The 22,391-nt window shown below is 29.4% G+C and carries 22 protein-coding genes; 14 read left to right on the top strand and 8 right to left on the bottom strand.

Going from position 1 to position 22,391, the window contains the following annotated elements; genetic code table 11:
• Position 1 precedes the first annotated feature (1 nt).
• From L8W64_RS01745 to yajC, 7 genes are read right to left on the bottom strand one after another with little or no spacing between them, the layout of a single operon-like run.
• Entirely contained in the window at positions 2-1,369 is a 1,368-nt protein-coding gene (locus L8W64_RS01745) for a hypothetical protein (protein WP_263666140.1), read from the bottom strand.
• The gene (gene lptE, locus L8W64_RS01740) at positions 1,370-1,867 is read right to left on the bottom strand and encodes an LPS assembly lipoprotein LptE (RefSeq protein WP_133318709.1); all 498 of its coding nucleotides are present in this window, start codon (positions 1,865-1,867) and stop codon (positions 1,370-1,372) included.
• Positions 1,864-4,293, bottom strand: a complete 2,430-nt coding sequence (leuS, locus tag L8W64_RS01735) for a leucine--tRNA ligase (protein WP_263672728.1) — start codon at positions 4,291-4,293, stop codon at positions 1,864-1,866. The genes lptE and leuS overlap by 4 nt, the downstream gene beginning before the upstream one ends.
• 8 nt (positions 4,294-4,301) lie before the next feature.
• Complete coding sequence (locus tag L8W64_RS01730) at positions 4,302-4,643, bottom strand: DUF6394 family protein (RefSeq protein ID WP_133318707.1); 342 nt, start codon at positions 4,641-4,643, stop codon at positions 4,302-4,304.
• Positions 4,644-4,645: 2 nt separating this feature from the next.
• Positions 4,646-5,617 carry a protein translocase subunit SecF gene (gene secF / locus L8W64_RS01725; RefSeq protein ID WP_258107597.1) on the bottom strand — a complete coding sequence of 324 codons (972 nt, stop codon included), beginning with the start codon at positions 5,615-5,617 and terminating at the stop codon, positions 4,646-4,648.
• On the bottom strand, positions 5,617-7,197 hold the full coding sequence (gene secD, locus L8W64_RS01720; protein ID WP_039628546.1) for a protein translocase subunit SecD: 1,581 nt from the start codon (positions 7,195-7,197) through the stop codon (positions 5,617-5,619). The genes secF and secD overlap by 1 nt, the downstream gene beginning before the upstream one ends.
• Entirely contained in the window at positions 7,190-7,465 is a 276-nt protein-coding gene (yajC, locus tag L8W64_RS01715; protein ID WP_039618686.1) for a preprotein translocase subunit YajC, read from the bottom strand. Before yajC ends, secD begins: the two co-directional genes overlap by 8 nt.
• Between yajC and L8W64_RS01710 the strand changes: the two genes are divergently transcribed.
• Positions 7,435-8,757 carry an apolipoprotein N-acyltransferase gene (locus L8W64_RS01710; RefSeq protein WP_263672727.1) on the top strand — a complete coding sequence of 441 codons (1,323 nt, stop codon included), beginning with the start codon at positions 7,435-7,437 and terminating at the stop codon, positions 8,755-8,757. The two genes, yajC and L8W64_RS01710, sit on opposite strands and share 31 nt — an antisense overlap.
• A 10-nt stretch (positions 8,758-8,767) precedes the next feature.
• Here L8W64_RS01710 and metK read toward each other — a convergent pair whose 3' ends face one another.
• Positions 8,768-9,961, bottom strand: a complete 1,194-nt coding sequence (gene metK / locus L8W64_RS01705) for a methionine adenosyltransferase (protein ID WP_133318704.1) — start codon at positions 9,959-9,961, stop codon at positions 8,768-8,770.
• Between the two features lie 129 nt (positions 9,962-10,090).
• On the opposite strand from metK, the gene sstT reads away from it, so the two are divergent.
• The 13 genes from sstT to aat are packed head-to-tail and all read left to right on the top strand — an operon-like array spanning position 10,091 to position 22,322.
• Positions 10,091-11,317, top strand: a complete 1,227-nt coding sequence (sstT, locus tag L8W64_RS01700) for a serine/threonine transporter SstT (RefSeq protein ID WP_263659036.1) — start codon at positions 10,091-10,093, stop codon at positions 11,315-11,317.
• A gap of 9 nt (positions 11,318-11,326) precedes the next feature.
• Entirely contained in the window at positions 11,327-12,205 is an 879-nt protein-coding gene (locus L8W64_RS01695; protein ID WP_133318702.1) for an aspartate carbamoyltransferase catalytic subunit, read from the top strand.
• Positions 12,206-12,209: 4 nt separating this feature from the next.
• Positions 12,210-13,931: a M3 family oligoendopeptidase gene (locus L8W64_RS01690; protein ID WP_263672724.1), complete on the top strand. Its 1,722-nt coding sequence runs from the start codon at positions 12,210-12,212 to the stop codon at positions 13,929-13,931.
• Complete coding sequence (locus tag L8W64_RS01685) at positions 13,924-14,370, top strand: hypothetical protein (protein ID WP_133318700.1); 447 nt, start codon at positions 13,924-13,926, stop codon at positions 14,368-14,370. Before L8W64_RS01690 ends, L8W64_RS01685 begins: the two co-directional genes overlap by 8 nt.
• A complete protein-coding gene (locus L8W64_RS01680) occupies positions 14,367-16,430 on the top strand; it encodes an ATP-dependent helicase (RefSeq protein WP_263672723.1) in 2,064 nt (687 codons plus the stop codon). The genes L8W64_RS01685 and L8W64_RS01680 overlap by 4 nt, the downstream gene beginning before the upstream one ends.
• A complete protein-coding gene (gene truB / locus L8W64_RS01675; RefSeq protein ID WP_263672722.1) occupies positions 16,427-17,245 on the top strand; it encodes a tRNA pseudouridine(55) synthase TruB in 819 nt (272 codons plus the stop codon). The genes L8W64_RS01680 and truB overlap by 4 nt, the downstream gene beginning before the upstream one ends.
• Positions 17,239-17,466, top strand: coding sequence for a carbon storage regulator CsrA (gene csrA / locus L8W64_RS01670; RefSeq protein WP_012661763.1), 228 nt, complete (start codon positions 17,239-17,241; stop codon positions 17,464-17,466). Before truB ends, csrA begins: the two co-directional genes overlap by 7 nt.
• Entirely contained in the window at positions 17,463-18,218 is a 756-nt protein-coding gene (locus tag L8W64_RS01665; RefSeq protein ID WP_263672721.1) for a 4-(cytidine 5'-diphospho)-2-C-methyl-D-erythritol kinase, read from the top strand. The genes csrA and L8W64_RS01665 overlap by 4 nt, the downstream gene beginning before the upstream one ends.
• The gene (smpB, locus tag L8W64_RS01660) at positions 18,218-18,673 is read left to right on the top strand and encodes an SsrA-binding protein SmpB (protein ID WP_039668585.1); all 456 of its coding nucleotides are present in this window, start codon (positions 18,218-18,220) and stop codon (positions 18,671-18,673) included. Before L8W64_RS01665 ends, smpB begins: the two co-directional genes overlap by 1 nt.
• A gap of 12 nt (positions 18,674-18,685) precedes the next feature.
• Positions 18,686-19,303 carry a TlpA family protein disulfide reductase gene (locus L8W64_RS01655; protein ID WP_263661836.1) on the top strand — a complete coding sequence of 206 codons (618 nt, stop codon included), beginning with the start codon at positions 18,686-18,688 and terminating at the stop codon, positions 19,301-19,303.
• Positions 19,287-19,580 carry an ATP-dependent Clp protease adaptor ClpS gene (locus L8W64_RS01650; protein ID WP_220566880.1) on the top strand — a complete coding sequence of 98 codons (294 nt, stop codon included), beginning with the start codon at positions 19,287-19,289 and terminating at the stop codon, positions 19,578-19,580. The genes L8W64_RS01655 and L8W64_RS01650 overlap by 17 nt, the downstream gene beginning before the upstream one ends.
• The gene (locus tag L8W64_RS01645) at positions 19,577-21,706 is read left to right on the top strand and encodes an AAA family ATPase (RefSeq protein ID WP_133318694.1); all 2,130 of its coding nucleotides are present in this window, start codon (positions 19,577-19,579) and stop codon (positions 21,704-21,706) included. Before L8W64_RS01650 ends, L8W64_RS01645 begins: the two co-directional genes overlap by 4 nt.
• Positions 21,681-22,322 carry a leucyl/phenylalanyl-tRNA--protein transferase gene (gene aat / locus L8W64_RS01640; RefSeq protein ID WP_263672720.1) on the top strand — a complete coding sequence of 214 codons (642 nt, stop codon included), beginning with the start codon at positions 21,681-21,683 and terminating at the stop codon, positions 22,320-22,322. The genes L8W64_RS01645 and aat overlap by 26 nt, the downstream gene beginning before the upstream one ends.
• Positions 22,323-22,391 lie beyond the last annotated feature (69 nt).

Genomic DNA, 22,391 nt, shown 5'->3' with positions numbered 1-22,391 from the left:
GCTAAGCTTTTTGGATTAATTCTTTTAAAATATCGCCATCTGGAAATTCTTTTTTTTCTATGTAAGAAGATGATAAAATAAGTTTAACTACTTCTTCTTTATAAATAAATTTATAATCATCTATAAGCTTTAAGGCTTTTTCTATAAAAATCTGAGCACTTTCTAAATTTTTACCCGGAAGTATAACCAAATAAGAACTTTCATCTAAAATCCAAATTTCACCCATATCTTTACATAAATCTTTAAGTATCTTTTTAAACTTTCCACTAATTGCCTTAAAGCTATCAACACCATAGACATTAATAACATGCTCTATATTATTAATTTTAAAAAAACATAATGCATAATTAACAGCATAAAGCTTATAGTTTTCATCAAGTTTTTTAAGTTCTTGAGCAAGACTCCACTGCTCTCTTTGCTCATCGTCACTTGTAGCTTGAATTTGAGTTTTAATTTGCGCTATTTGCTCGTTTGCATACAAAAGTTTATCTTTTAGTGTATCAAAATTAATTTGAACATTACCATTTTCATCTTTAGTTAAAGCATTAATAAATTTCACATCTTCTTGGCTGTTATCATAAAGCTTTGATACCATTTCATTTAAGCTTTCTAAGTGCTGATTAAAAAAAGAAAGGTTTTTTTGTATATAATATTTATCTGTTGCTTCTTTTTTTTGCAACATTAAATAATACTCATGTGCAAATTCTTTCCTGGCAATTAATTTAGGATTTTCTTTTAAATTTTGCTTAAACTGCTCAAGCTCTTTACTTACTCCAAACAAAGACTCCAAAGAAGCTAGTAAAAGTTCAGCCTGCTTCTCATAAGATCTCTCCTTTAACATAACAATGAGTTTTTCAACTAAAGTGTGAAAATCCAAAAACGCTCGAATATTAAATTCTTCTAATTTTTTTAAAAGCTCATAATCCTCATAAGATTTTTCAAGCTCTCTCCATTTAGCCCTTAAAAGATATATGGTTTCTAAATCCATAGCTTGAGATAATCTGTGTTGAGTAATTTTTGCTAGTTCTTTGATTTTTTTATCTTTGCTAATACTAAGCTGATGCACAATCAAATCAAGCAAAGCATAAACATCTTCATATTTTCTACTTACTTGCCTATTAAGCCTAGAAACTAAAAACATCAAAAACTCATCAATAGTTCGAATGCTTTTTCCTTTTAGCTCTTGCTTATAAATATCATCTAAAAGATTAGTATATTTTTCTATCCTTGCTTTATTAAAACTCATCACTCCCGCTTTTTTAGCACATTCTTCAAATACCTCACTATAATTTTCAGGAGTTGGATGCAACTTACGCTCTTTTAATTTTATCAATGTTTCTTTTGCAATCTCATTGATATGACTTGCCATTTATTTATAACCCCTAATAGCTATGATAGAAACAAATTCATCAAAAGCTTCACTTGATGCATTTTTAATTGCTTCAAATCTAGCTTGATCGCTAATAATAGAATTTGGATTAATATCAAAATTATAACTTCCCTTGGTATTTACAACTTCTTCTTTACCATTTTTATAACGCATAAGAAATTCCAAGTAAAGCTCTGCTTTATAATTAACTACATAGCCATTTCTATCATACACCATAGGATGAAATTCTAACTTTTTCATCGTAACTATAATAGAACTATCTGCATTATGTTCATCTGTGACTTTTCTGCCAAGCTTATTAAGCATAGCTTCTCTTAAAATATCTGTTATATAAACACTATTTTCGGGATCTTGTTTACTAATATTGATTTTCAAAAATACATTTTCACCCAAAACCCTACTTGCCATTTGAGATGATGGGATATATCCACAAGATATAATAAAAAAAGCAAAAAAAGATATTAAATATTTTTTCATTTAACCACCAAATTTACCAATTTCTTATCAATATAAATTTCTTTTACAATGGTTTTTCCTTCTAGCCATTTTGCAACATTTTCTTTAGCCAAAGCTAAAATCTCATCTTCTTTAGCATCTGAATTTATTTCAATCTGTGCTCTTTTTTTACCATTAACACTAATAGCTATATTAAAACTATCTTTTACAAAAACTTCTTCTTTTATTTTTAATACTTTAAAATTTTCACATTTAAACAAATGCTCGCTAAGCTCAAAACAAACATGAGGGATAATAGGCTCTAAAATATTTAAAATAATATAAAAAGCTTCTTTTAAAACTTCTTTATGATTTATAGCATTTAAGGCATTTAGAGCTTCCATACATGCAGCTATTAAGGTATTAAAGGCAAAACTTTCTTCATAAACTTCAAAAGATTTTTTCAAAGCTTCATATACTTTTAATCTAGCATATTTTTCTTCTTTATTTAAACTTTGATGATCAATTTCTTGTAATTTTCCACATTCTAAACTCATAGCCTTTTCATAAAGCCTATTGATAAATTTAAACGCACCCTCTAGCGCACTATCGTTCCATTCAAGTTCTTTAGCAGGTGGTGCAGCAAACAATATAAACAATCTTGCACTATCTGCTCCATATTTTTCTATAATATAATCAGGATCAACTACATTACCCTTAGATTTACTCATCTTAGCACCATCTTTAGTGACCATTCCTTGGGTTAAAAGTCTATTAAAAGGCTCATCATCTTTTAAATAACCCAAATCTCTAAGTGCTTTTTGGAAAAATCTAGCATAGAGTAAATGCAATATCGCATGTTCAATCCCGCCAATATATTCATCAACATTCATCCAATAATTAATACTTTTTTCATCTACCGCTTTTTCTTGCCATGTTTTATCATCACTTGCAAAACGCGCAAAATACCAAGAACTTTCAAAGAAAGTATCTAAAGTATCGCTTTCTTTTTGTGCTTTTTTGCCACATTTTGGACAAATGCACTCTTTCCATATTTCATGCTTATCAAGTGGATTTCCCTCTCCATTTATAATCACATCTTCAGGCAAGGTAATAGGTAAATTTTCTATTTTTTGAGGAACTATGCCACAAGAATTACACTTAATCATTGGTATAGGAGCACCCCAATATCTTTGTCTAGAAACACCCCAATCACGAATTTTAAAATTGGTAACCTTTTTACCAATACCCAAAGATTCAATTTTTAAACTAATTTTTTCTCTAGCATCATTACATTCTAATTGATCAAATTCGCCACTATTGGTTAAAACACCTTCTTTTAAAGTGTAACATTGTGCGTCATTTTCATCTTTATAAATTACTTTTTTTATAGCTAAATTATAAGTTTTTGCAAACTCATAATCTCTTTCATCATGAGCAGGCACACTCATAACAGCCCCACTACCATAATCACTTAAAACAAAATTAGCTACCCATAAAGGAATTTTTTCTTTACTTAGTGGATGGATTACATGAAGATTTAAAAAATATCCTTCTTTTGGTGCAGCTTGTCTTTGGCGGGGTGTTTGATTTTGTATATTTTGAATTTTTATGATAGTATCTTGATCTAGTAATTTTTTATCAATTAATTCGTTTACTATTTCATGATCAGGTGCTAAAGCAATATAAGACACTCCATAAATAGTCTCAGCTCTTGTTGTAAAAACATTGATCTTTTTTGCACTGATTTTATCATTTTCTTCTATATCAAAATCAAAACTAAGTCCTGTGCTTTTACCTATCCAATTTTCTTGCATAGTCAAAACCTGACTTGGCCATTTTCCTTCTAATTTTTTAAGATCTTGCAATAATTCATCTGCATAAGCGGTAATTTTTACATAATATCCTGGCATTTTTTTTCTAATGACTTCATGTCCACAACGCCAACATTTGCCATCTTCAACTTGCTCATTTGCTAAGACTGTTTTATCATTCTCACACCAATTAACTTCAGCTTCTTTAGTATAAACAAGTCCTTTTTCATACATTTTGATGAAAAATTCTTGCTCAAATTTAGTATATAAAGGATCAGAAGTAGCAAACATTCTTTTTTTAGAAAAGGAAAAGCCCAAAGAAGCAAGTTCATTTTGCATATAATCAATATTTTCATAAGTCCATTTCTTAGGATGAATACCGTGTTTTATCGCAGCATTTTCAGCAGGCATACCAAAACTATCAAAACCTATAGGATGTAAGACATTAAAACCTTTTTTTCTATAATATCTAGCCATAGCATCACCTATGCTATAGTTTCTCACATGTCCCATATGAATTCTACCACTTGGATATGGAAACATAGATAAAATATATTTTTTTGGTAAAGAAAAATCATCTTTTGGCTCAAAATATTCTTTTTCTTGCCAAATTTTTTGCCATTTTTTTTCTATTTTACCTGCCTCATATGCCATTTTAACTCCTAATTTTCTTCTTGACTTTTTACTGAATCAACTATAACTAAAATCATTGAAAAGATATTAGCTATCAAAGCACCAATTGCTAAAGTATAAACCATAACATTAGCTTCTGGATTAATTTGTATTAAAGCAAAAGCTGGAATTAAATGCAAATCAGCCACTAAAGAACTAGCAAATAATTCAGCTGCTAAGAAATTTCTAACTCCGATTTTCAATAAAGTAGAAATTAAATTCACACAAGCTGCAATAAATAATGCAACTTCATTTTGATCATATAAAAATCCTGCGGTTGTAGTTAAGCTCATTAGAGCAAAAAAGATATAAATAACCTTACCCCAATTCATTTTTACACCGTTCCTTTTTCATACATCGCTCTTAATTTCTCTTTTTCTTGTTTTTTCTTTACTTTTTCTAATTCTTTTTGACGATACTGCGTAACACTAAATTTGAACCATAAAAGTGCTGGACTTGCTACAAATATAGAACTTGCAGTACCTGCCACAATACCCACTATCATAGTTAGAGCAAAACCTTCTATCATAGATCCACCAAAGAAATAAAGCACTACAACAGTGATTAAAGTTAAACCCGTTGTTAAAGTAGTTCTTGATAAAGTTGCAGAAACTGATTCATTAATAATTAAATCAAGTTTTGAATTTTTACTTGTTTTAACACCTTCTCTAATCCTATCAAAAATAATAATCGTATCATTTAAAGAATATCCAAGCACAGTTAAAACAGCCGCCAAAATATCTAAATTTACATCTATTTCAAATAATGCAATAGCACCTAAAGTAATGACTATATCATGAATTTCACACACAATAGAAGCCATAGCAAAACGCCATTCAAATCTCACTGCCAAATAAATCAAAATAGCAATCAAAGAAATTCCAACCGCCATAAGACCTTTATTACGCAGTTCATCTCCTACTTTTGGACCTACTACATCCACGCGGCGCACTTCAAATTTGCCTGTATCTTTTAACAAATTTGCAATACTTACTCCAATATCACTTCCCAAGCTATCGCTACTTCCTGAAAAACGAATAATAACTTCATTAGCACTACCAAATTCGGTAACACTAGCTCCTTTTAAATTTTCATTTATAGATAAAGCTTTACGAATTTCAGCCAAGGGTGCTTTTTGCTCATATTGAAGTTGTATCAAAGTTCCACCGGTAAAATCAATACCAAAATTCAAACCCTTAGTAAAAAGGATAAAAATAGAACCAAAAAATAAAATAAAAGACAAAGAGATGGCTGCAAATCTCATTCTCATAAAATCATAAATATGCTTTTGACTAAAAAATTGCATTAAGGTCTCCTATATCCAAACCATAATCTTGTATTATTGCTTTTTTCCATACGGTTCATAAACATTTCAAACATACCATGAGTTCCAACAATAGAAGTAATCATTGAAACTAAAATTCCAATGCTTAAAGTCACCGCAAAACCTTTTACCGCACCTGTTCCATAAGCATAAAGTACTACTGAAGTAATAAGCGAAGTAATATTAGAATCTAAAATCGCGCTCATTGCATGCTTATAACCATTTTCAACACTTTGCCTTATACTAGCACCCTCTCGCAATAACTCCCTAATTCTTTCATTAATAATAACATTAGAATCTACTGCCATACCTACAGTAAGCACAAGTCCTGCCATACCAGGTAAAGTTAAGGTTGCACCAAACATAGCCATTACAGCAATAATCACTAAAATATTTGCCACTAAAGCAATATTAGCAAAAATTCCTGCTATACCATAATACATCACCATAAATGCAATAACTAATATAGAAGCACCTGCTAGGGCTATCATACTCATTTTAATACTATCAGCACCCAAAGATGGTCCAACACTTCTTTTTTCAAGCATTTTAACCGGTGCTAAAAGTGCCCCACTTCTTAAAGCAATGGCCACATCATGAGCTTCTTCAACAGTAAAGCTACCACTAATTTGACCACTACCTCCACCTATTCTTTCATTAATTCTTGGAGCTGAATATACTTTATTATCTAAAACTATAGCTAAGCGTTTGCCTACATTATTTCCTGTATAGTCTCCAAATTTTTTAGCACCTTCTGAATTTAAGGTAAAATTAATAACAGGAAGATTATTACTTTGCGCAAAACCTACTTTTGCATCTGTTAGCATAGAGCCATCAAGAATAGGTATAGATTTTACTAGATATTTAATTTGAGGATTTTTTGCATCTTCAAAAATTAAATCTCCATATTCAGCAGCTTGAGCTGGAGTAAGATTATTTACCTGATCCATTCTAACATCATCTACTTCCATTAATTGCAAATGTGCAGCTTTTGCAATAAGTTCTCTAGCTCTAGCCTCATCTGCAGCAGTTTTAATACCTGGAAGTTCGACTAAAATTTTATCCTCACCTGATCTTGCTACATTTGGCTCTGCAAGACCAAATTGATCAAGTCTATTTCTAATTGTTTCTACAGCTTGCAAAATAGCTTGCTCATGAGTTAATTTAATTTCTTCTTGGGTTAAAGAAAGTGTGTAGTGTAAATTTTCGTGTGTAATAGCCAAGCCTTTAATGTCTTTTAACAACAAATCAACCTTAGCTACATCATTTTCATCCAATAAACTAAATTCAATACTAGTATCATTTACTTTGATTTTATCAACAATAATATCTTCTTTATTGATAGAATAACTAAGAGAAGAGGCTATGGATTTAACCTTTGACTTAACTGCCTCTTCCACTTCTACACCTAATAACATATGCAAACCACCTTGCAAATCAAGTCCTAGGTTAATCTTAGCACCACTTTGGGTTTGCATAAAAGAAGGTATAGAAAAAACAAGCCCTATAAGAAAAACTACAAAGAAAATAATACTTCTATAAGTAATTTTTCCACTACGCATCAATTTTCTTTGCTATAAAATCTCTAGAAATTTTTACAACTACATTTTCATCATTAAGCTTAACTTTGATAAAATCCTCTTCTGGTTTTACCACCTCGCAAATTATCCCACCATTTGTGATGATTTTATCTCCTTTTTCTAAAGATGAAACCATCAACTTATGGTCTTTTGCTTGTTTTTGTTGTGGTCTAATAACCAAAAAATAAAAAATTGCAAAAAGCACAATGAGAGGCAACAATGAAGTCCAAATATTTCCGTTTTCTGCCATTTCTTCCCCTTTTTTTTAAGTTCATAAATTCTAATTCTACCACTTTTAAAATAATAAAAGCCTTTTTTTCTGCACTTTTATTGTCAAATTTTATTTATTTTTCTTTTTTTGAAAATTTACTTTTCGAATTTATCTCACCGTTTTTAAGCATATATGGTTTAATTTTATTACTAAGAAACAAAAGTAAAGCAGGATATTTTTACACCGGTTTTTTTATAGGAATTTTATGGTTTTGGTGGATAGGTTTATCATCAATTTATTTTAATTTAGCTTATTTAATTCCTTTAGAAATTATCTTAATTGGATTAATTTATGGATTTTTGTTTTTTGTATGTTTTTTTCTTAAATATGATTTTTTAAGACTTTGTGGAATTTTTTTACTTTGTTTTATTCATCCTTTTGGCTTTGATTGGCTAAATTGGGGTGTTTTAAGTGTATATGGAATCTTTGATGCAAGTTACCAAGGTATTATAGCTATGTTTTTGATTGCTTATTTTTATTATGAAAAATATATTTCAAGATATTATAAAATAGCAATTATTCTAATCCTTATTCTAATCGGTGCTCAATATAATCAAAAACAATCACAAACGCTAAATTTAGACTATAAATTAATCCAAACTAATATCTCCCAAGATCAAAAATTCATACAAGAAAATTTACAAACTCATTCTAAAGATATATTTTATCAAATCAACAAGACTATAAAAGAAGGTAAAGAAATAATTATTTTTCCTGAAACTGCTTTTGCTTTTGCATTAAATAAAGCACCAAGTTATTTACAAGCCTTAAAAGATTTATCAAAACAAATCATCATCATCACAGGTGCTATAAGCACTACACCTAATCATCTATACAATAGTACTTATGTATTTGACAATGGCAACATACAAGTTTTTAACAAACATTATCTTGTACCTTTTGGAGAAGAAATTCCTATATTTAAAAACTTTTTTAAAAAATATCTTTTAAATATTGATGAATTTTCAAAAGGAAAAGAATTAAATCAATACACTCTAAATAATCAGCTCATCACTAATGCTATCTGCTTTGAAGCTACAAAAGAAAAACTTTACAAACACTCAAAAATCATCATCGCTATTTCAAACAATGCTTGGTTTAATTTTTCAAGTGAGTATAAATTACAAAATTTTCTAATGCGTTTTTATGCAAATAATTATAATGTAAGCATATATCATGCAGTTAATGGAAAAGAAAATGCGGTAATTAAGCCAAAAGAGATATTGATTTTAAAGATAAAAGAAAAACTTTTAAAGCAAAATGAAGCTTAAAAGCTTCATTTTATAATGCCTTAAATTCATCAAGTGCGTCTAATTTTTCCCAAGGATAATCAGCTTGACCCACTTGACCACGAGCAGCTACATCAGCATACATGAAAGTATCTTTACTTGGTTTATCAAGATTGAATTTATTTTTAATCCAATTTGGAGTTAATGGGAAAGTTTTCATCACAAAATCACTTAAAATATCATCATTTAATCTTGTATTTGTTCCCATGCAATCCACACTTACAGAAGTTGGTTTAGCCACACCTATAGCATAAGAAAGTTGTACTATACATTTTTTAGCAAGCCCTGCTGCTACAATATTTTTAGCAAGCCATCTTGCAGCATAAAGTCCGCTTCTATCAACCTTAGTATAGTCTTTAGAAGATTGTGCACCACCTCCTATTGGAGCATAGCCACCAAAGCTATCTACTATAAGCTTTCTTCCTGTTAAACCACTATCATGTAATGAGCTGTGATTTACATATTTTCCCGTTGGGTTGATTAAAATTCTTGTTTTTTCTGGGCAAAAAAGCTCTTTTGGTAAATTTGAATCCAAAATCAAATCCATCACCAAAGCTCTTAAATCTTCTATTTTCATACTTTCAACACAAGGAGCTGAAACTACAATAGTATGGATACTTTGAGGTTTACAATTTTCAAAATTTTCTTTATTTGCATAATCAATTGTAACTTGAGTTTTAATATCTACTCCAAGTTTATCAGGATTGTTTTTTGCAAACTCATATACTTTATCACAAAGCATTCTAGCATAAGAAATAGCTGCTGGCATATATTCTTTTGCTTCATTGCTTGCAAAACCAAACATTATACCTTGATCACCTGCTCCAATCTCTCCATCTTCTTGATCAACACCTTGATTGATATCAGGACTTTGCTCATTTAAAAATACCATTACATCTAAATCATCAGGGTGCAAACATTGTTTTTTGCTAAAATGCGGATTTCCATTGTAACCAATATCTGCTAGAGCTTTTTTTACAATATTTTCATAATCTTGTTTTTCTAGTTTATATTTTGATTTAATCTCACCACCAATTACTACTTTATTTCCTGCTACAAAAACCTCACTAGCAACCCTTGAGTCTTTATCATGAGTTAAAAAGGCATCAACTATAGAATCAGCTATAATATCAGCACATTTATCAGGATGTCCTGCACTAACAACTTCAGAAGTAAATAAATACATATTTTATATTCCTTATCATAAAAAATTCTAGCTTTATTTTAACACAAGCTAACTTAAAAATCAAAAAGCTTATTTAAGCTTTACTTTGCTAGAATAAATTTAAATTTATCACTACAAAAAAGGTAAGAAATGAGTTTATTTTCTTATGCAATCAAACGCTATAAAGATGGAAATCTTATTTTACAAATTTGCATAGGTATTGTTTTAGGAATTTTAGTAGGTATTTTTTCTAAAGATTTAGCTATTTTTGCAAATATTTTTGGTGCTTTATTTACAGGAGCTTTAAAAGCTATAGCACCAATTTTAGTTTTTATTTTAATTTTAACAACCATTTGCACAAAAGAATTTAATCATGGAAGTGAGAAAATAAAACACATTATTTTCTTGTATATTTTTGGAACCTTTTTAGCTTCTTTAAGCGCAGTTAGTATAAGTTTTATCTTTCCTGTAGAATTAGTATTAACCGATATTGAAAAAGCTTCCACTACAAGCCCTGTGCATATAGGCGAAGTATTTAAAACCTTACTATTTCAAGTAGTAGACAACCCGATCCATGCCTTATCTTCAGGAAATTATTTAAGCATATTAGCTTGGGCTATTGGTGGAGGTTTTGCTCTAAGACATTGCTCTAATGATGCAAAACAACTTTTTACTGATATAAACGAGGGTGTATTAAAAATTGTTAAATTTATAGTCAAGCTTGCTCCTTTTGGAATTTTTGGACTTGTGGCTAATTCAGTTGCCCAAACAGGAGCAGCAGGACTTTTAAGTTATGTTAAATTATTAATAATTTTAGTTTTAACCATGTTTTTTGTAGCCTTTGTAATTAATGCTTTAATTGTCTTTGCTTATACGAAGAAAAATCCTTATCCTTTGATTTTTATTTGCTTAAAACATAGTGCTGTTTTTGCATTTTTTACAAGAAGTTCTGCAGCAAACATCCCTGTAAATATGGCACTTTGCTCTAAATTAAATATCAACAATAATCTATATAGCATTTCTATTCCACTAGGAGCTACGATTAATATGGCAGGGGCAGCTGTAACTATAGCTATACTAAGTCTTGCAGCAGCTCATACAGTAGGTATTGAAATAAATTTTTTACAAGCTATGCTTTTGAGTGTATTAGCTGCATTTGCAGCTTGTGGAGCTAGTGGGGTTGCCGGAGGTTCGCTTTTACTCATACCGCTTGCTTGCTCTTTGTTTAATATCGATTATGATATAGCTATGCAAGTAGTTGCGGTTGGATTTATCATAGGGGTTATTCAAGATAGCGTTGAAACAGCTTTAAATAGCTCAACAGATGTTTTATTTAGTGCTATTTGTTCAGATAATGAACTTAATTTAAAAATTTAAGGAGGACTTATGAGGCATTTAATTACTACAAAAGATTTTAACAATGATGAAATCTTGACTTTATTTAAAGAAGCAAAAGAATTTTTAGATGAAAAACCGCGTACATTTTTAGAAGGAAAAAGTGTCACAACAATTTTCTTTGAAAATTCAACACGCACTCAATCAAGCTTTGAAACAGCCGCAAGAAGACTAGGTGCTAAAGTTTTAAAATTAGATGTTTCAAGAAGTAGTTCAAGCAAAGGCGAAACACTTTTTGATACTGCTGCAAATTTAGACGCAATGGCGCCAAGTGCTATTGTAGTTAGACACAAAAACTCAGGCGTGCCTCATACTTTAGCAAATTACACTCATTGTCCTATAGTTAATGGAGGCGATGGTAAACACGCTCATCCTACCCAAGCTTTGCTTGATCTTTTTACTATAATGGAGCATTTTAACTATAATGTAAAAGGTAAAAAAATAGCGATAGTAGGAGATATTAAAAACTCACGCGTTGCTGCTTCAAATTTAGAATTATTACCTCGTTTTGGTATTGATATCACCCTAGTGTCCCCGCCTCATTTTATGCCAAATTATCCTATTAAAAAAACAAATAAACTAAAAGAAGTTATTGATGATGTTGATATTATCATGAGTCTTAGAACACAAACTGAAAGACACAATATTCCAACCTATGCATCGCTTAAAGATTATGCAAATGATTTTTGTATTAGCAAAGATTTAATAAAAGATAAAAATCTCATTATCTTACATCCTGGTCCTGTGCATAGAAATATCGATATTAGTGATGAAGTAATGGCTGATAAAAGATGTAAGGTTTTAACTCAAGTTAAAAATGGTGTTGCCATTAGAATGGCTGTATTAAAAAAACTCATTTTAGAAAGCTAAAATCATGCAAAATTGGAACTTAAGTACATTATTTAAAGATGAGCAAGAATTAAATCTTTTTTTACAAAAAACCCAAGATGAAGCTTGTGAATTTAAAAAACAATATGAAACTAATCTTCATAGTTTAAGCAATGAGCAATTTTTACAGGCTTTAAAAAATTATGAAGAATTAATCTTAAAGCTTTCCCACATACTAACCTATGTGTATTTAAATTTTGCTCAAGATACTACCAAGGGTGCTTTTTATGCAAAATATGAAAATTTAAGTAAAAAAATAGAAGAAAATCTTTTATTTTTTGAACTTGAATTTTGTGAGTTAAAAGAAGAAAAAAGTAAAACTTTCATCACATTTTGCAAAGATTATGAGTTTTATTTAAATAATCTTATCAAACACAAAAAACACAATCTTTCTAAAAAAGAAGAAAGAGTTATCCTAGCTCTATCAAGTACAGGTTCAAATGCATTTGCAAGATTATTTGATGAAACCTTTAGTGCTTTAAAATTTAATTTTGAAGGACAAAAATTAAGCGAGGAAGAAATTCTAAGCAAGCTTTATGATAAAGATAGAAGCATTAGAAAAAAAGCTTCAAAATGCTTTAGCAAAACTTTAAAAAAACAAAACAAGCTTTTAGTATATATTTTTAATATGATTAAAAGTGAACTTGCTAGTATTTGTGAGTTAAGAGTCTATGAAAATCCTGAAACTCCAAGGCACATAAGAAATCAAATTTCTAAAAAAAGTGTTGATGCGCTTATTAGCGCTAGCGAGAATAGCTTTGATATTGTTTCTAAATTTTATAATGCAAAGAAAAAAATTCTAGGGTATAAAAAGCTAAAAGATTATGATCGTTATGCACCTATTGGAAAAGAAATGCAAGTTGATTTTGATCAAGGAAAGGATATAGTTTTAAAAGCCTTTGAAAAATTTTCTAAAGATTTTTACATGATAGCAAAAGAAGCTTTTGAGAATAATTGGATTGATATCTATCCTAAAAAATTTAAACAAAGTGGTGCTTTTTCTCACCCAAGCACGCCGCTAAGCCATCCTTTCATACTTTTAAATTATACCAACCAAAGACGCGATCTTTTCACCCTAGCACATGAGCTAGGTCACACTATACATCAAAAACTTTCTTATAAAGTAAGTTTTTTAAATCAAGATACACCTCTAACTACAGCAGAAACTGCTTCAGTATTTGCAGAAATGTTGATTTTTGATTATATTAAAGAAAATTTAGACAATGAAGAGCTTTTATCTTTATATGCAGCAAAGATTGAAGATATTTTTGCTACTCTTTATAGACAAATTAATTTTACTACTTTTGAACGCAGGTTTCATGCTAAAAAAGAAGAACTAAGCGCTCAAGAACTAAGTGAAATTTGGCTTGAAGAATCAAGAAAAATGTTTCAAGATAGCGTAATTTTAACCAAAAATTATGGCCTTTGGTATTCTTATATACCACATTTTATACACTCTCCATTTTACTGCTATGCTTATGCTTATGCACAACTTTTAGTTTTAGCACTCTATGGTCTATATAAAAGTGGCAAATGCTCTAATTTTACTTCAATTTATATTGAGTTTTTAAGTAGTGGGGGAAGCAAAAGCCCAAAAGAACTTGTAGCTATGTTTGGCTTTGATATAGAAAGTGATGAGTTTTGGAATATAGGCTTAGAGCAAGTTAGAATACTAGTAGATGAATTTTTAAGGCTAAGCAATGATTGATAAAATTTTAAATAATAAAAATTTTATAACTTTAATGCAAAAAAGCATTTATGAATGTTTGCAAATTTTAATCCAAGAAGATATTGAGTTTAATATCATTGTAAATACTAAATTTGTTACACTCGAACCTCCTTTGCCACCAGAATTAGATGTAGTGAGTAAAAATCCTTATTGTCTTTTCGCACTCGGTGGCTATACTTTTAAATCCATAGTTTTAACAAATGAACATATAGAATTTCACGCAGGTTTTGGGCCTGATGATTTTGCAACCTTTGTAAAAGTGGATTTAGGTGCAATTACTCAAATTCAAGTTGAAGATAATATCATTTTTGTTAATTTTTCAAACTATTTCAAAAAGCAAAATGATCAAAAATTAAAAGAAAAATCCATGAATGCTTTTTTAAATAATCCTAACAATAAAGATTTATTTAAAAAATGAGTTTTTTTGAAGGTTTAAATGATAGCCAAAAAAAAGCTATCGTGCATATTGATGGAGCTATGCTAATACTAGCAGGCGCAGGTAGTGGAAAGACCAAAACCATTACCACTAGACTTGCCTATTTAATCGATCATGTAGGTATTCCTGCGCAAAATACCCTCACGCTAACCTTTACAAATAAAGCTGCTAATGTAATGAAAACAAGAGCCTTAGCACTTTTACAAGATCAAAATTTACACAATCCCCTTTTATGTACTTTTCATAAATTTGGCTTGTTATTTTTAAGACTTTATAGCGAAAGAATTAATAGGGCAAATAATTTTGTCATTATTGATACAGATGATAAAAAGAAAATACTAAAAGATTTAGCTAGCGAAAATTTACAAAGCTCTTTAGCAAGTATAGGTGCTTATATTTCAAATTTTAAAAATCAAAGCAAAAGCGCCCAAGAAATACGCAAAGAATTAGAATTTTTAAAAGATGAAAAAAACAAAAATTACGAAGAAATCATTCATTTATATGAACAATATGAGCATTTTTTAATCCAAAATAATTTCATGGATTTTGATGATTTACTCATGCTAACTAATAAAATTTTAGAAGATGAACAATTTGCAAAAGAGCAAAGTCAAAAATATACTTATATAACAGTAGATGAGTATCAAGATACTAATGCCTTACAATATCAAATTCTAAAAAAACTTTGCACGTCTCATGAAAATATTTGTGTGGTGGGTGATGATGATCAAAGTATTTATGGTTGGCGCGGGGCTAAAATAGAAAATATCTTAAATTTCAAAGAACAATTTAACAATGTAAAATTAGTCAAATTAGAGCAAAATTATCGCTCAACTAGCGCTATTTTGCAAGCTGCAAATGAGCTTATAGAGCATAATAGAAAAAGACTAGGAAAAACTTTGATTTGTACCAAAGATGAGGGCGAAGAAATTACAATTTTACAAAATGATGATGAAAAAATTGAAAGTTTTAAGGTTGCAAGAGAAGTTTCAAAACTTTTAAACTCGGGGATTAATCCTAGTGAAATAGCCATACTTTATAGAGTAAATGCCCTATCTCGTGCTCTTGAAGAAGCTTTTAGCAAAGAAAAAATTCCTTTTAAATTGCTAAGTGGAATTCGTTTTTATGAAAGAACTGAAATTAAAGATATTATTTCTTATTTAAGATTACTTTCAAATTTAAATGATGATTATTCTTTTAAACGCATTATCAACCGCCCTAAAAGAAACTTTGGTAATGCAAGTTTAGAAAAGCTAGAAAATTATGCCAAAGAAAATCATTTGTCTTTATTTGAAAGTCTATGTGCTTTGCAAGGAAGTGGTTTTTTTAGTAAAAAAACAGACAAAGAGTTAGAAAAATTCATACTAAGCATACACAAAATCAAAGAAAAAGATGATTTGCTTGCAATGATTTTAGCCTTAGAAGAAGAATTTAAAATCAAAGAATTTTACAAAGATAATCCAGAGGGTGAAGATAAACTTTTAAATATAGATGAACTTTATGCTAATTTAAAAGATAAAATTACTCATGGAAATTATAATGGCTTAGATGATATTTTAAATGAAATTTCTTTACTTAATGAGCAAGATGGACTTGATAAAGAAAGTATTTGTATTATGAGTATTCATGCAAGCAAAGGACTTGAGTTTGATTATGTTTTTATCATAGGTTTAGAAGAAGGATTTTTCCCACTCACTAGCGAATCAAGCAATATAGAAGAAGAAAGAAGACTTGCCTATGTAGCAATCACTAGAGCCAAGAAAAAACTTTATTTAAGTTATGCTAATTCTAGATTTTATAAAGGAAGTCGCACAAGATTAGAAAAAAGTAGATTTTTTGGCGAGAGTAATGTAATCAAAAAAGAATTAACACTAGATCATCAAAAAAATTGCTACAAAAAAGGCGATTTAATCAAACATAAAATTTTTGGCATAGGCAGAGTCACTGGGGTAAGTAAAATAGGTGCTGAAGAAAAACTCACAATTAATTTTGGAGGCATAGAAAGAATGATAATGTCAAGTTTTGTGGAAAAAGTGATATGAATAAACTTTTTGTAGCTTATAAACCAAGCGGTATGAGTTCTAATGCTTTTTTAGGCAAACTCAAGAAAAAATATAAAAATAAAAAAGCAGGTTTTTCAGGAACACTTGATCCTTTTGCAAAAGGTGTTTTACTCATAGCCTTTGATCAATACACAAAACTTTTTCGTTTTTTTGATAAAAATCCAAAAGTTTATAAAGCAACACTTTGGTTAGGCGCGCATTCACTAAGCCTTGATAATCAAAATATCAAAGAAATCAATCTTATAAATGCTTTTGAAGAAAAAGTTTTAGAACAAATTAAAAATAAACTTTTAGGTAAAATCACCTACACCCCACCCGCATTTTGTGCAAAAAAAATAGATGGGGTGCGCTCTTATGAGCTTGCAAAAAGAGGTTTTGAAGTCAATTTAAAGCCTTGTGTTATGGAAATTTTTTATACTAAAATTCTACATTACAACCATCCCTTTTTAACCATAGAAATAGCAGTTAGTGAGGGTTCTTATATACGCTCTTATTGTGAATTATTTGCTAGAAAACTTGGTATTAAAGCCACACTAAGCTCATTAGAGCGTTTAAGCGAGGGAGGGTTTTTTTATGAGAATGAAAAGGAGTTAAATCCTTTAGCTTATTTAAATCTTAGAAAAAATACGATAAAATATCCCCAAAAATTACACAATGGACAAAAAATATTTTTGGACGATTTGGAAATTCAAGAAGAAGGTAGCTATATTTTAGAAGAAAAAGATTTTTTTTCTATCATTTCTATCCAAGATAATCAAGTGCAATATTATTTAAATAAGGTATTAAAATGTTAATTTTATCAAGAAAAGAAAATGAAAGTATAAAAATCGGAGATGATATAGAAATCAAAGTAGTTCAAACAGGCAAAGGCTATGCTAAAATAGGCATCGAAGCTCCAAAGTCTTTAATGATACTACGCAAAGAGCTTATCGAGCAAGTAAAAAGTGAAAATTTACATGCAATTAGCGATGAAACGATAAAACTTGACGATCTAAGTAAAAAGCTTAAAAAATGAAAGCTTACGCAAAAGCTAATATTTTTTTAAAAATCATAGGAATTGACTCAAGATCTTATCATTTATTACAATCACGCTTTGTTTTATTAAAAGATATTTTTGATGAGCTAAGCTTTAGTGATGAAAAAACTAAAGAAGGATTTGAAATCACTGGAAATTTTACTCAAGATACTATCATACACAAAGCTTATAAAGAATTAGAAAATTTAGGTTTTTCTAATGAATTAAATGAATTTTTTAAAGACAAAAGTTTAAAGCTTACCAAAAACATTCCCATAGGTGGAGGCCTTGGTGGAAGTAGCACTGATGCGGTTGTATTTTTATTAATGATCAACGAAACTTTAAATTTAAAACTCAATCAACAACAACTTAAACAAATCTGCCAAAAACTTGGCTCTGATTTAATCTTTTTTTTAAGCGGATATGATAGTGCAAATGTTAGCGGGTGTGGCGAGATTGTAGAATATTTTGAAGATGATTTTAGTCAACTTGATTTTACTTTTCCATCTATTGAATGCTCAAGCGCAAAAGTATATAAAGCTTTTGATGAAAGCTCATATGATTTAACAGCGAATTTAAATTTGTCTAAAACACTTAAAACACTTAAAACAAGTGAAATTTTAGAGTATAAAAATACTGATTTAAACGACTTATTTGCTCCTTGTGTAAAAATTTATCCTAAAATGCAAACTTTTCTTAATGAGGCTTATTTTTTAAGTGGAAGTGGAAGTGGAGTTTTTAAGGCTAAATGATGAAAAAAACTATAGTAAAAAACAAAAAAGCTTTTTTTGATTATGAAATTTTGGAAAAATTTGAAGCAGGTATTGTTTTAAAAGGTTCTGAAGTAGTGGCATTAAGAGCTAGTAGAGCAAATTTGAAAGATTCTTTTGTACGTATTATCAAAGGTGAAATTTTCTTACTTAATGCTCATATTTCTCATCTTAGCACTACACATTCTTTTTATAAGCATGATGAAAAAGGTGCGCGAAAACTTTTAATGCATAAAAAGCAAATCGATAGGCTTTTTGGTAAAATTAGCACCCAAGGCTTTACTATAGTGCCATTAGAACTTTATTTTAATGAAAAAAATAAAGCAAAAGTCTTAATAGCCTTAGCCAAAGGAAAAAACTTACACGATAAAAGAGAAAGCTTAAAGAAAAAACAAGCAGATCTTGAAGCAAGAGCTGCTATGAAAAATCATTATTAAAAAAGGATTTTGATGAAAAAATTTACTTATTTGTTTTTTACATTTGCTTTTGCATTTTTAATAAGTGCTTGCTCAAGTGAAGAAAAAATCGAAAATGAATTTGCATTTGCTGAGTATAAAATGGGTGATGAAATTCTTTTAAAAAGTGTCAATGGTGGCGAGAAAACCCTAGTAAGAACACAAAATGGTTTTGTAGTAAAAGGTGAAGAGGGTAAAATTTTAATGTTTGATTTTTTTGGAACCTTTTGCACACCTTGTCAAGAAGAAGCCACTCATCTAACAAGTTTGTGGCAAAAAAATGCTGACAATTTTATCATCATAGGACTAAGTCATTTTGAAAATGTTAGCGATCAAGCTGTAAAAGATTTTGCCATTAAATATGGGGCTTATTATTTCTTAAGTAATTCTAAAGAAAATGATAGAATTGTCGCACAAGCTTTAAAAGATATCAACTATCAAAGCATGGAACAACTTCCTTTTAAAGTAGTTTTAAAAGATGGAAATTATCAAGATCTAACAGATTTTTGGAATAAAGACTCAAAAAGTTATGTGAAATATTATCTTGGAAAAGTTTCTACTGAGATTATGCAAGAAGATATTACTAGGATATTAAATGAGTCTAAAAAATGAAATTTTAGAACAACAAAAACTAGCAGAACCTAAAATGTTTAAGGTTTTGCTTTTAAATGATGATATTACCACCATGGATTTTGTAATTGAAATTTTAATGAATATTTTTCATCATGATTTTGAAAAAGCAAGTGCAATTATGCTTGAAATCCATCATCAAGGAAGCGGAGTTTGTGGCATATACACAGAAGAAATTGCGCTTAGCAAAAAACAGCAAGTTGACATGGCAGCAAAAAATAATGATTTTCCACTCCAAACAAGGATAGAAGAACAATGAAATATAAAGAATTGATTGACTCATTTATACCAAATGCAAGACATTTAAGCTTTATCAATCATCATGAATTTATCACTTGTGAGCATTTACTTTTTGCTTTAGTTAAGCTTAGCAATGATTTTAAAAATCTACTTGAAGAAATCGGAGATGGTGATTTACAAGGCTTTGAAAATGAATTAAAAAATTATCTAGCTAAAAATAATGAAATTTTAAAAAAAGAAATAGAACCTATTTTTTCTGTGATCTTGGAAAATATATTACACAAGCTAAATGCAAAAAATCAAACAAGTGTGATTGATTTTATCATTGCACTTTGCAAAGAAGAAAAAGCTTATTCTTATAATATCTTAAAAAAACACCTAATAGAAGAAGAAAAAATAAAAGAATTGTTACAAAATGCTGAATTTGAAAATTTAAAAACCCATACCATAGAGCTAGTTGAACTTGCAAAAAAAGGCAAAATAGATCCTGTTATAGGTAGAAAATTTGAACTTGAAAGAATGATGCAAATTCTAAGCCGTCGTAAGAAAAATAATCCTATTTTAGTTGGTGAACCAGGTGTTGGTAAAAGTGCCATTATAGATGGACTAGCACTAGCTATAGCTGAAGAAAAAGTGCCAAAACATTTAAAAAACTCAAAAATTTATAGCCTTGATATGACAAGCTTACTTTCGGGGACAAAATATAGGGGTGATTTTGAAAAAAGGTTAAAAGATATCATTAAAGAATTAGAAAATATCCCTAATGCTATTTTATTTATAGATGAAATTCACACCATAGTAGGAACCGGCGCAAGCAATGAAAGTCATGCAGATATGTCAAATTTATTAAAACCTGCATTAAGTAATGGCAACATCAAATGCATAGGTGCAACTACTTTCATAGAATACAAAAATACCTTTGATAAAAACAAAGCTCTAAGTAGAAGATTTGCAAAAATTGATATAGATGAGCCAAGCGAAGAAGAGTGTTTTTTGATCTTGCAAGGCTTAAAAAGCAAATATGAAAATTTTCACAAAATCAAAATCAGTGATGAAATTTTACAAACAAGCATAAAACTAGCAAAACAATTTTTACATGATAAATTTTTACCCGATAGTGCAATTGATTTAATTGATGAACTTGGCGCAAGCTTTGCTTTAGAAGATAAAAAAAGTAAAAAAATAGTAAAAATAAAAGATTTAGAAAATACTTTAGCAAGAATGACACATTCTCATAAAATTTATGAAAGTGATCAAGGTAAAATCTTAAAAAATTTAGAGCAAAACTTAAAGCAAAATATTTTTGGACAAGATGAAGCCATTAAAGCTTTGTGTTCTATTTTAAAACAAAGCTATGCGGGGTTAAAAGGCAAAAATACCCCAAAAGGCGTGTTTTTATTTACCGGTTCAAGTGGAGTTGGTAAAACCGAACTTGCAAAAAATTTAGCACAAATTTTAAACCTTAATCTTGAAAGATTTGACATGAGTGAATACTCGCAAAAACATGATGTGAGCAAACTCATAGGAACTTCAGCAGGTTATGTGGGCTATGAAGATGGCGGCTTGCTTAGTAACAGCATTAGAAAAAATCCATTTAGCGTAGTCTTATTTGATGAGATAGAAAAAGCTCATCCTGATTTAACTAATACCTTTTTACAAATTTTTGATAATGCAAGTTTAACAGATAATAGTGGATTAAAAGCTGATTTTAAAAATACTATTATCATTATGACTTCAAATTTAGGTCTCAAAGAAAGTAATGAGCTTGGTTTTTTAAGCAGTGATAAAGAAAAAAGTAATAAAGCCATAAAAGATTTCTTCGCACCTGAATTTATCAACCGTATAGATAAAATCATTCATTTTAATGACTTAAGTCAAGAAATTTTAGAACAAATCGTTCAAAAAGAACTAGATTTAATGGCAAAAAATTTAAACAACATCACCATGGAAGCTGATAAAAAAGTAAAAGAATTTCTTGCTAAAAAAACTAATAATAAAGAATTTGGAGTAAGATTATTAAAACGCATTATTGCCGAAGAATTAGGCGAGAGATTAAGTGATGAAATTTTATTTGGAAAATTAAAAAATGGTGGTAAATTAAAACTCAAACTTTCCAAAAATGAAAAAATTGAATTTGTATTCTAAACTTTTAAAAAGCCCTGATGATGCGCCTGTTTTTATTAGTGAAAAACTAGAAGTAAATTTTATACCTCATGCTTATAGCTTAGGACTTTTTCCATGGACTAGCAATCCTGTTACTTGGTGGTGTCCTTCTCCTAGAATGGTACTTTTACCTGATGAAGTGCGCATACAAAAAAGCATAAAAAAAGCTTTAAGAACTTATGAAATAAGACTTAATTTTGATTTTAACTCGCTTATAAGTCATTGCGCAAAAAGAAAAAAAACTTGGATAAGTCAAGAATTTATACAAGTTTATACAAAGCTTTTTGAGCAAAATTTAGCTCATAGTGTTGAAGTTTATGAAAATGATATTTTAATTGGTGGTTTATACGGACTTATAATAGGTAAAATATTTTTTGGTGAAAGTATGATAAGTCTTAAAAAAGATGCCTCAAAAGTAGCCCTAATAAGACTTTGTGAGCTTTTAAAACCATATGATTTTTTAATAGATTGTCAAGTGCCTAATGAGCATTTAAAATTTATGGGTGCTAAAGAAATGACAAAAAAAGATTTTTTGAAAACACTAGAAAAAAAAGTTTCACTTGAAAGTGGCTTTAAAAATTTCAAAAATTTACTATAAAAAGATATACTTATACATAAATAAAATTGCATAAATATTTTGGAATGATTTTTGCTTTTAGTCTATAAA

This window comes from Campylobacter sp. IFREMER_LSEM_CL1097, assembly GCF_025772225.1.
Classification (GTDB): Bacteria; Campylobacterota; Campylobacteria; order Campylobacterales; family Campylobacteraceae; genus Campylobacter_D; species Campylobacter_D lari_D.
Note: the sequence above shows the minus strand (reverse complement) of the source record. Positions and strands in the feature narration are given on the sequence as shown.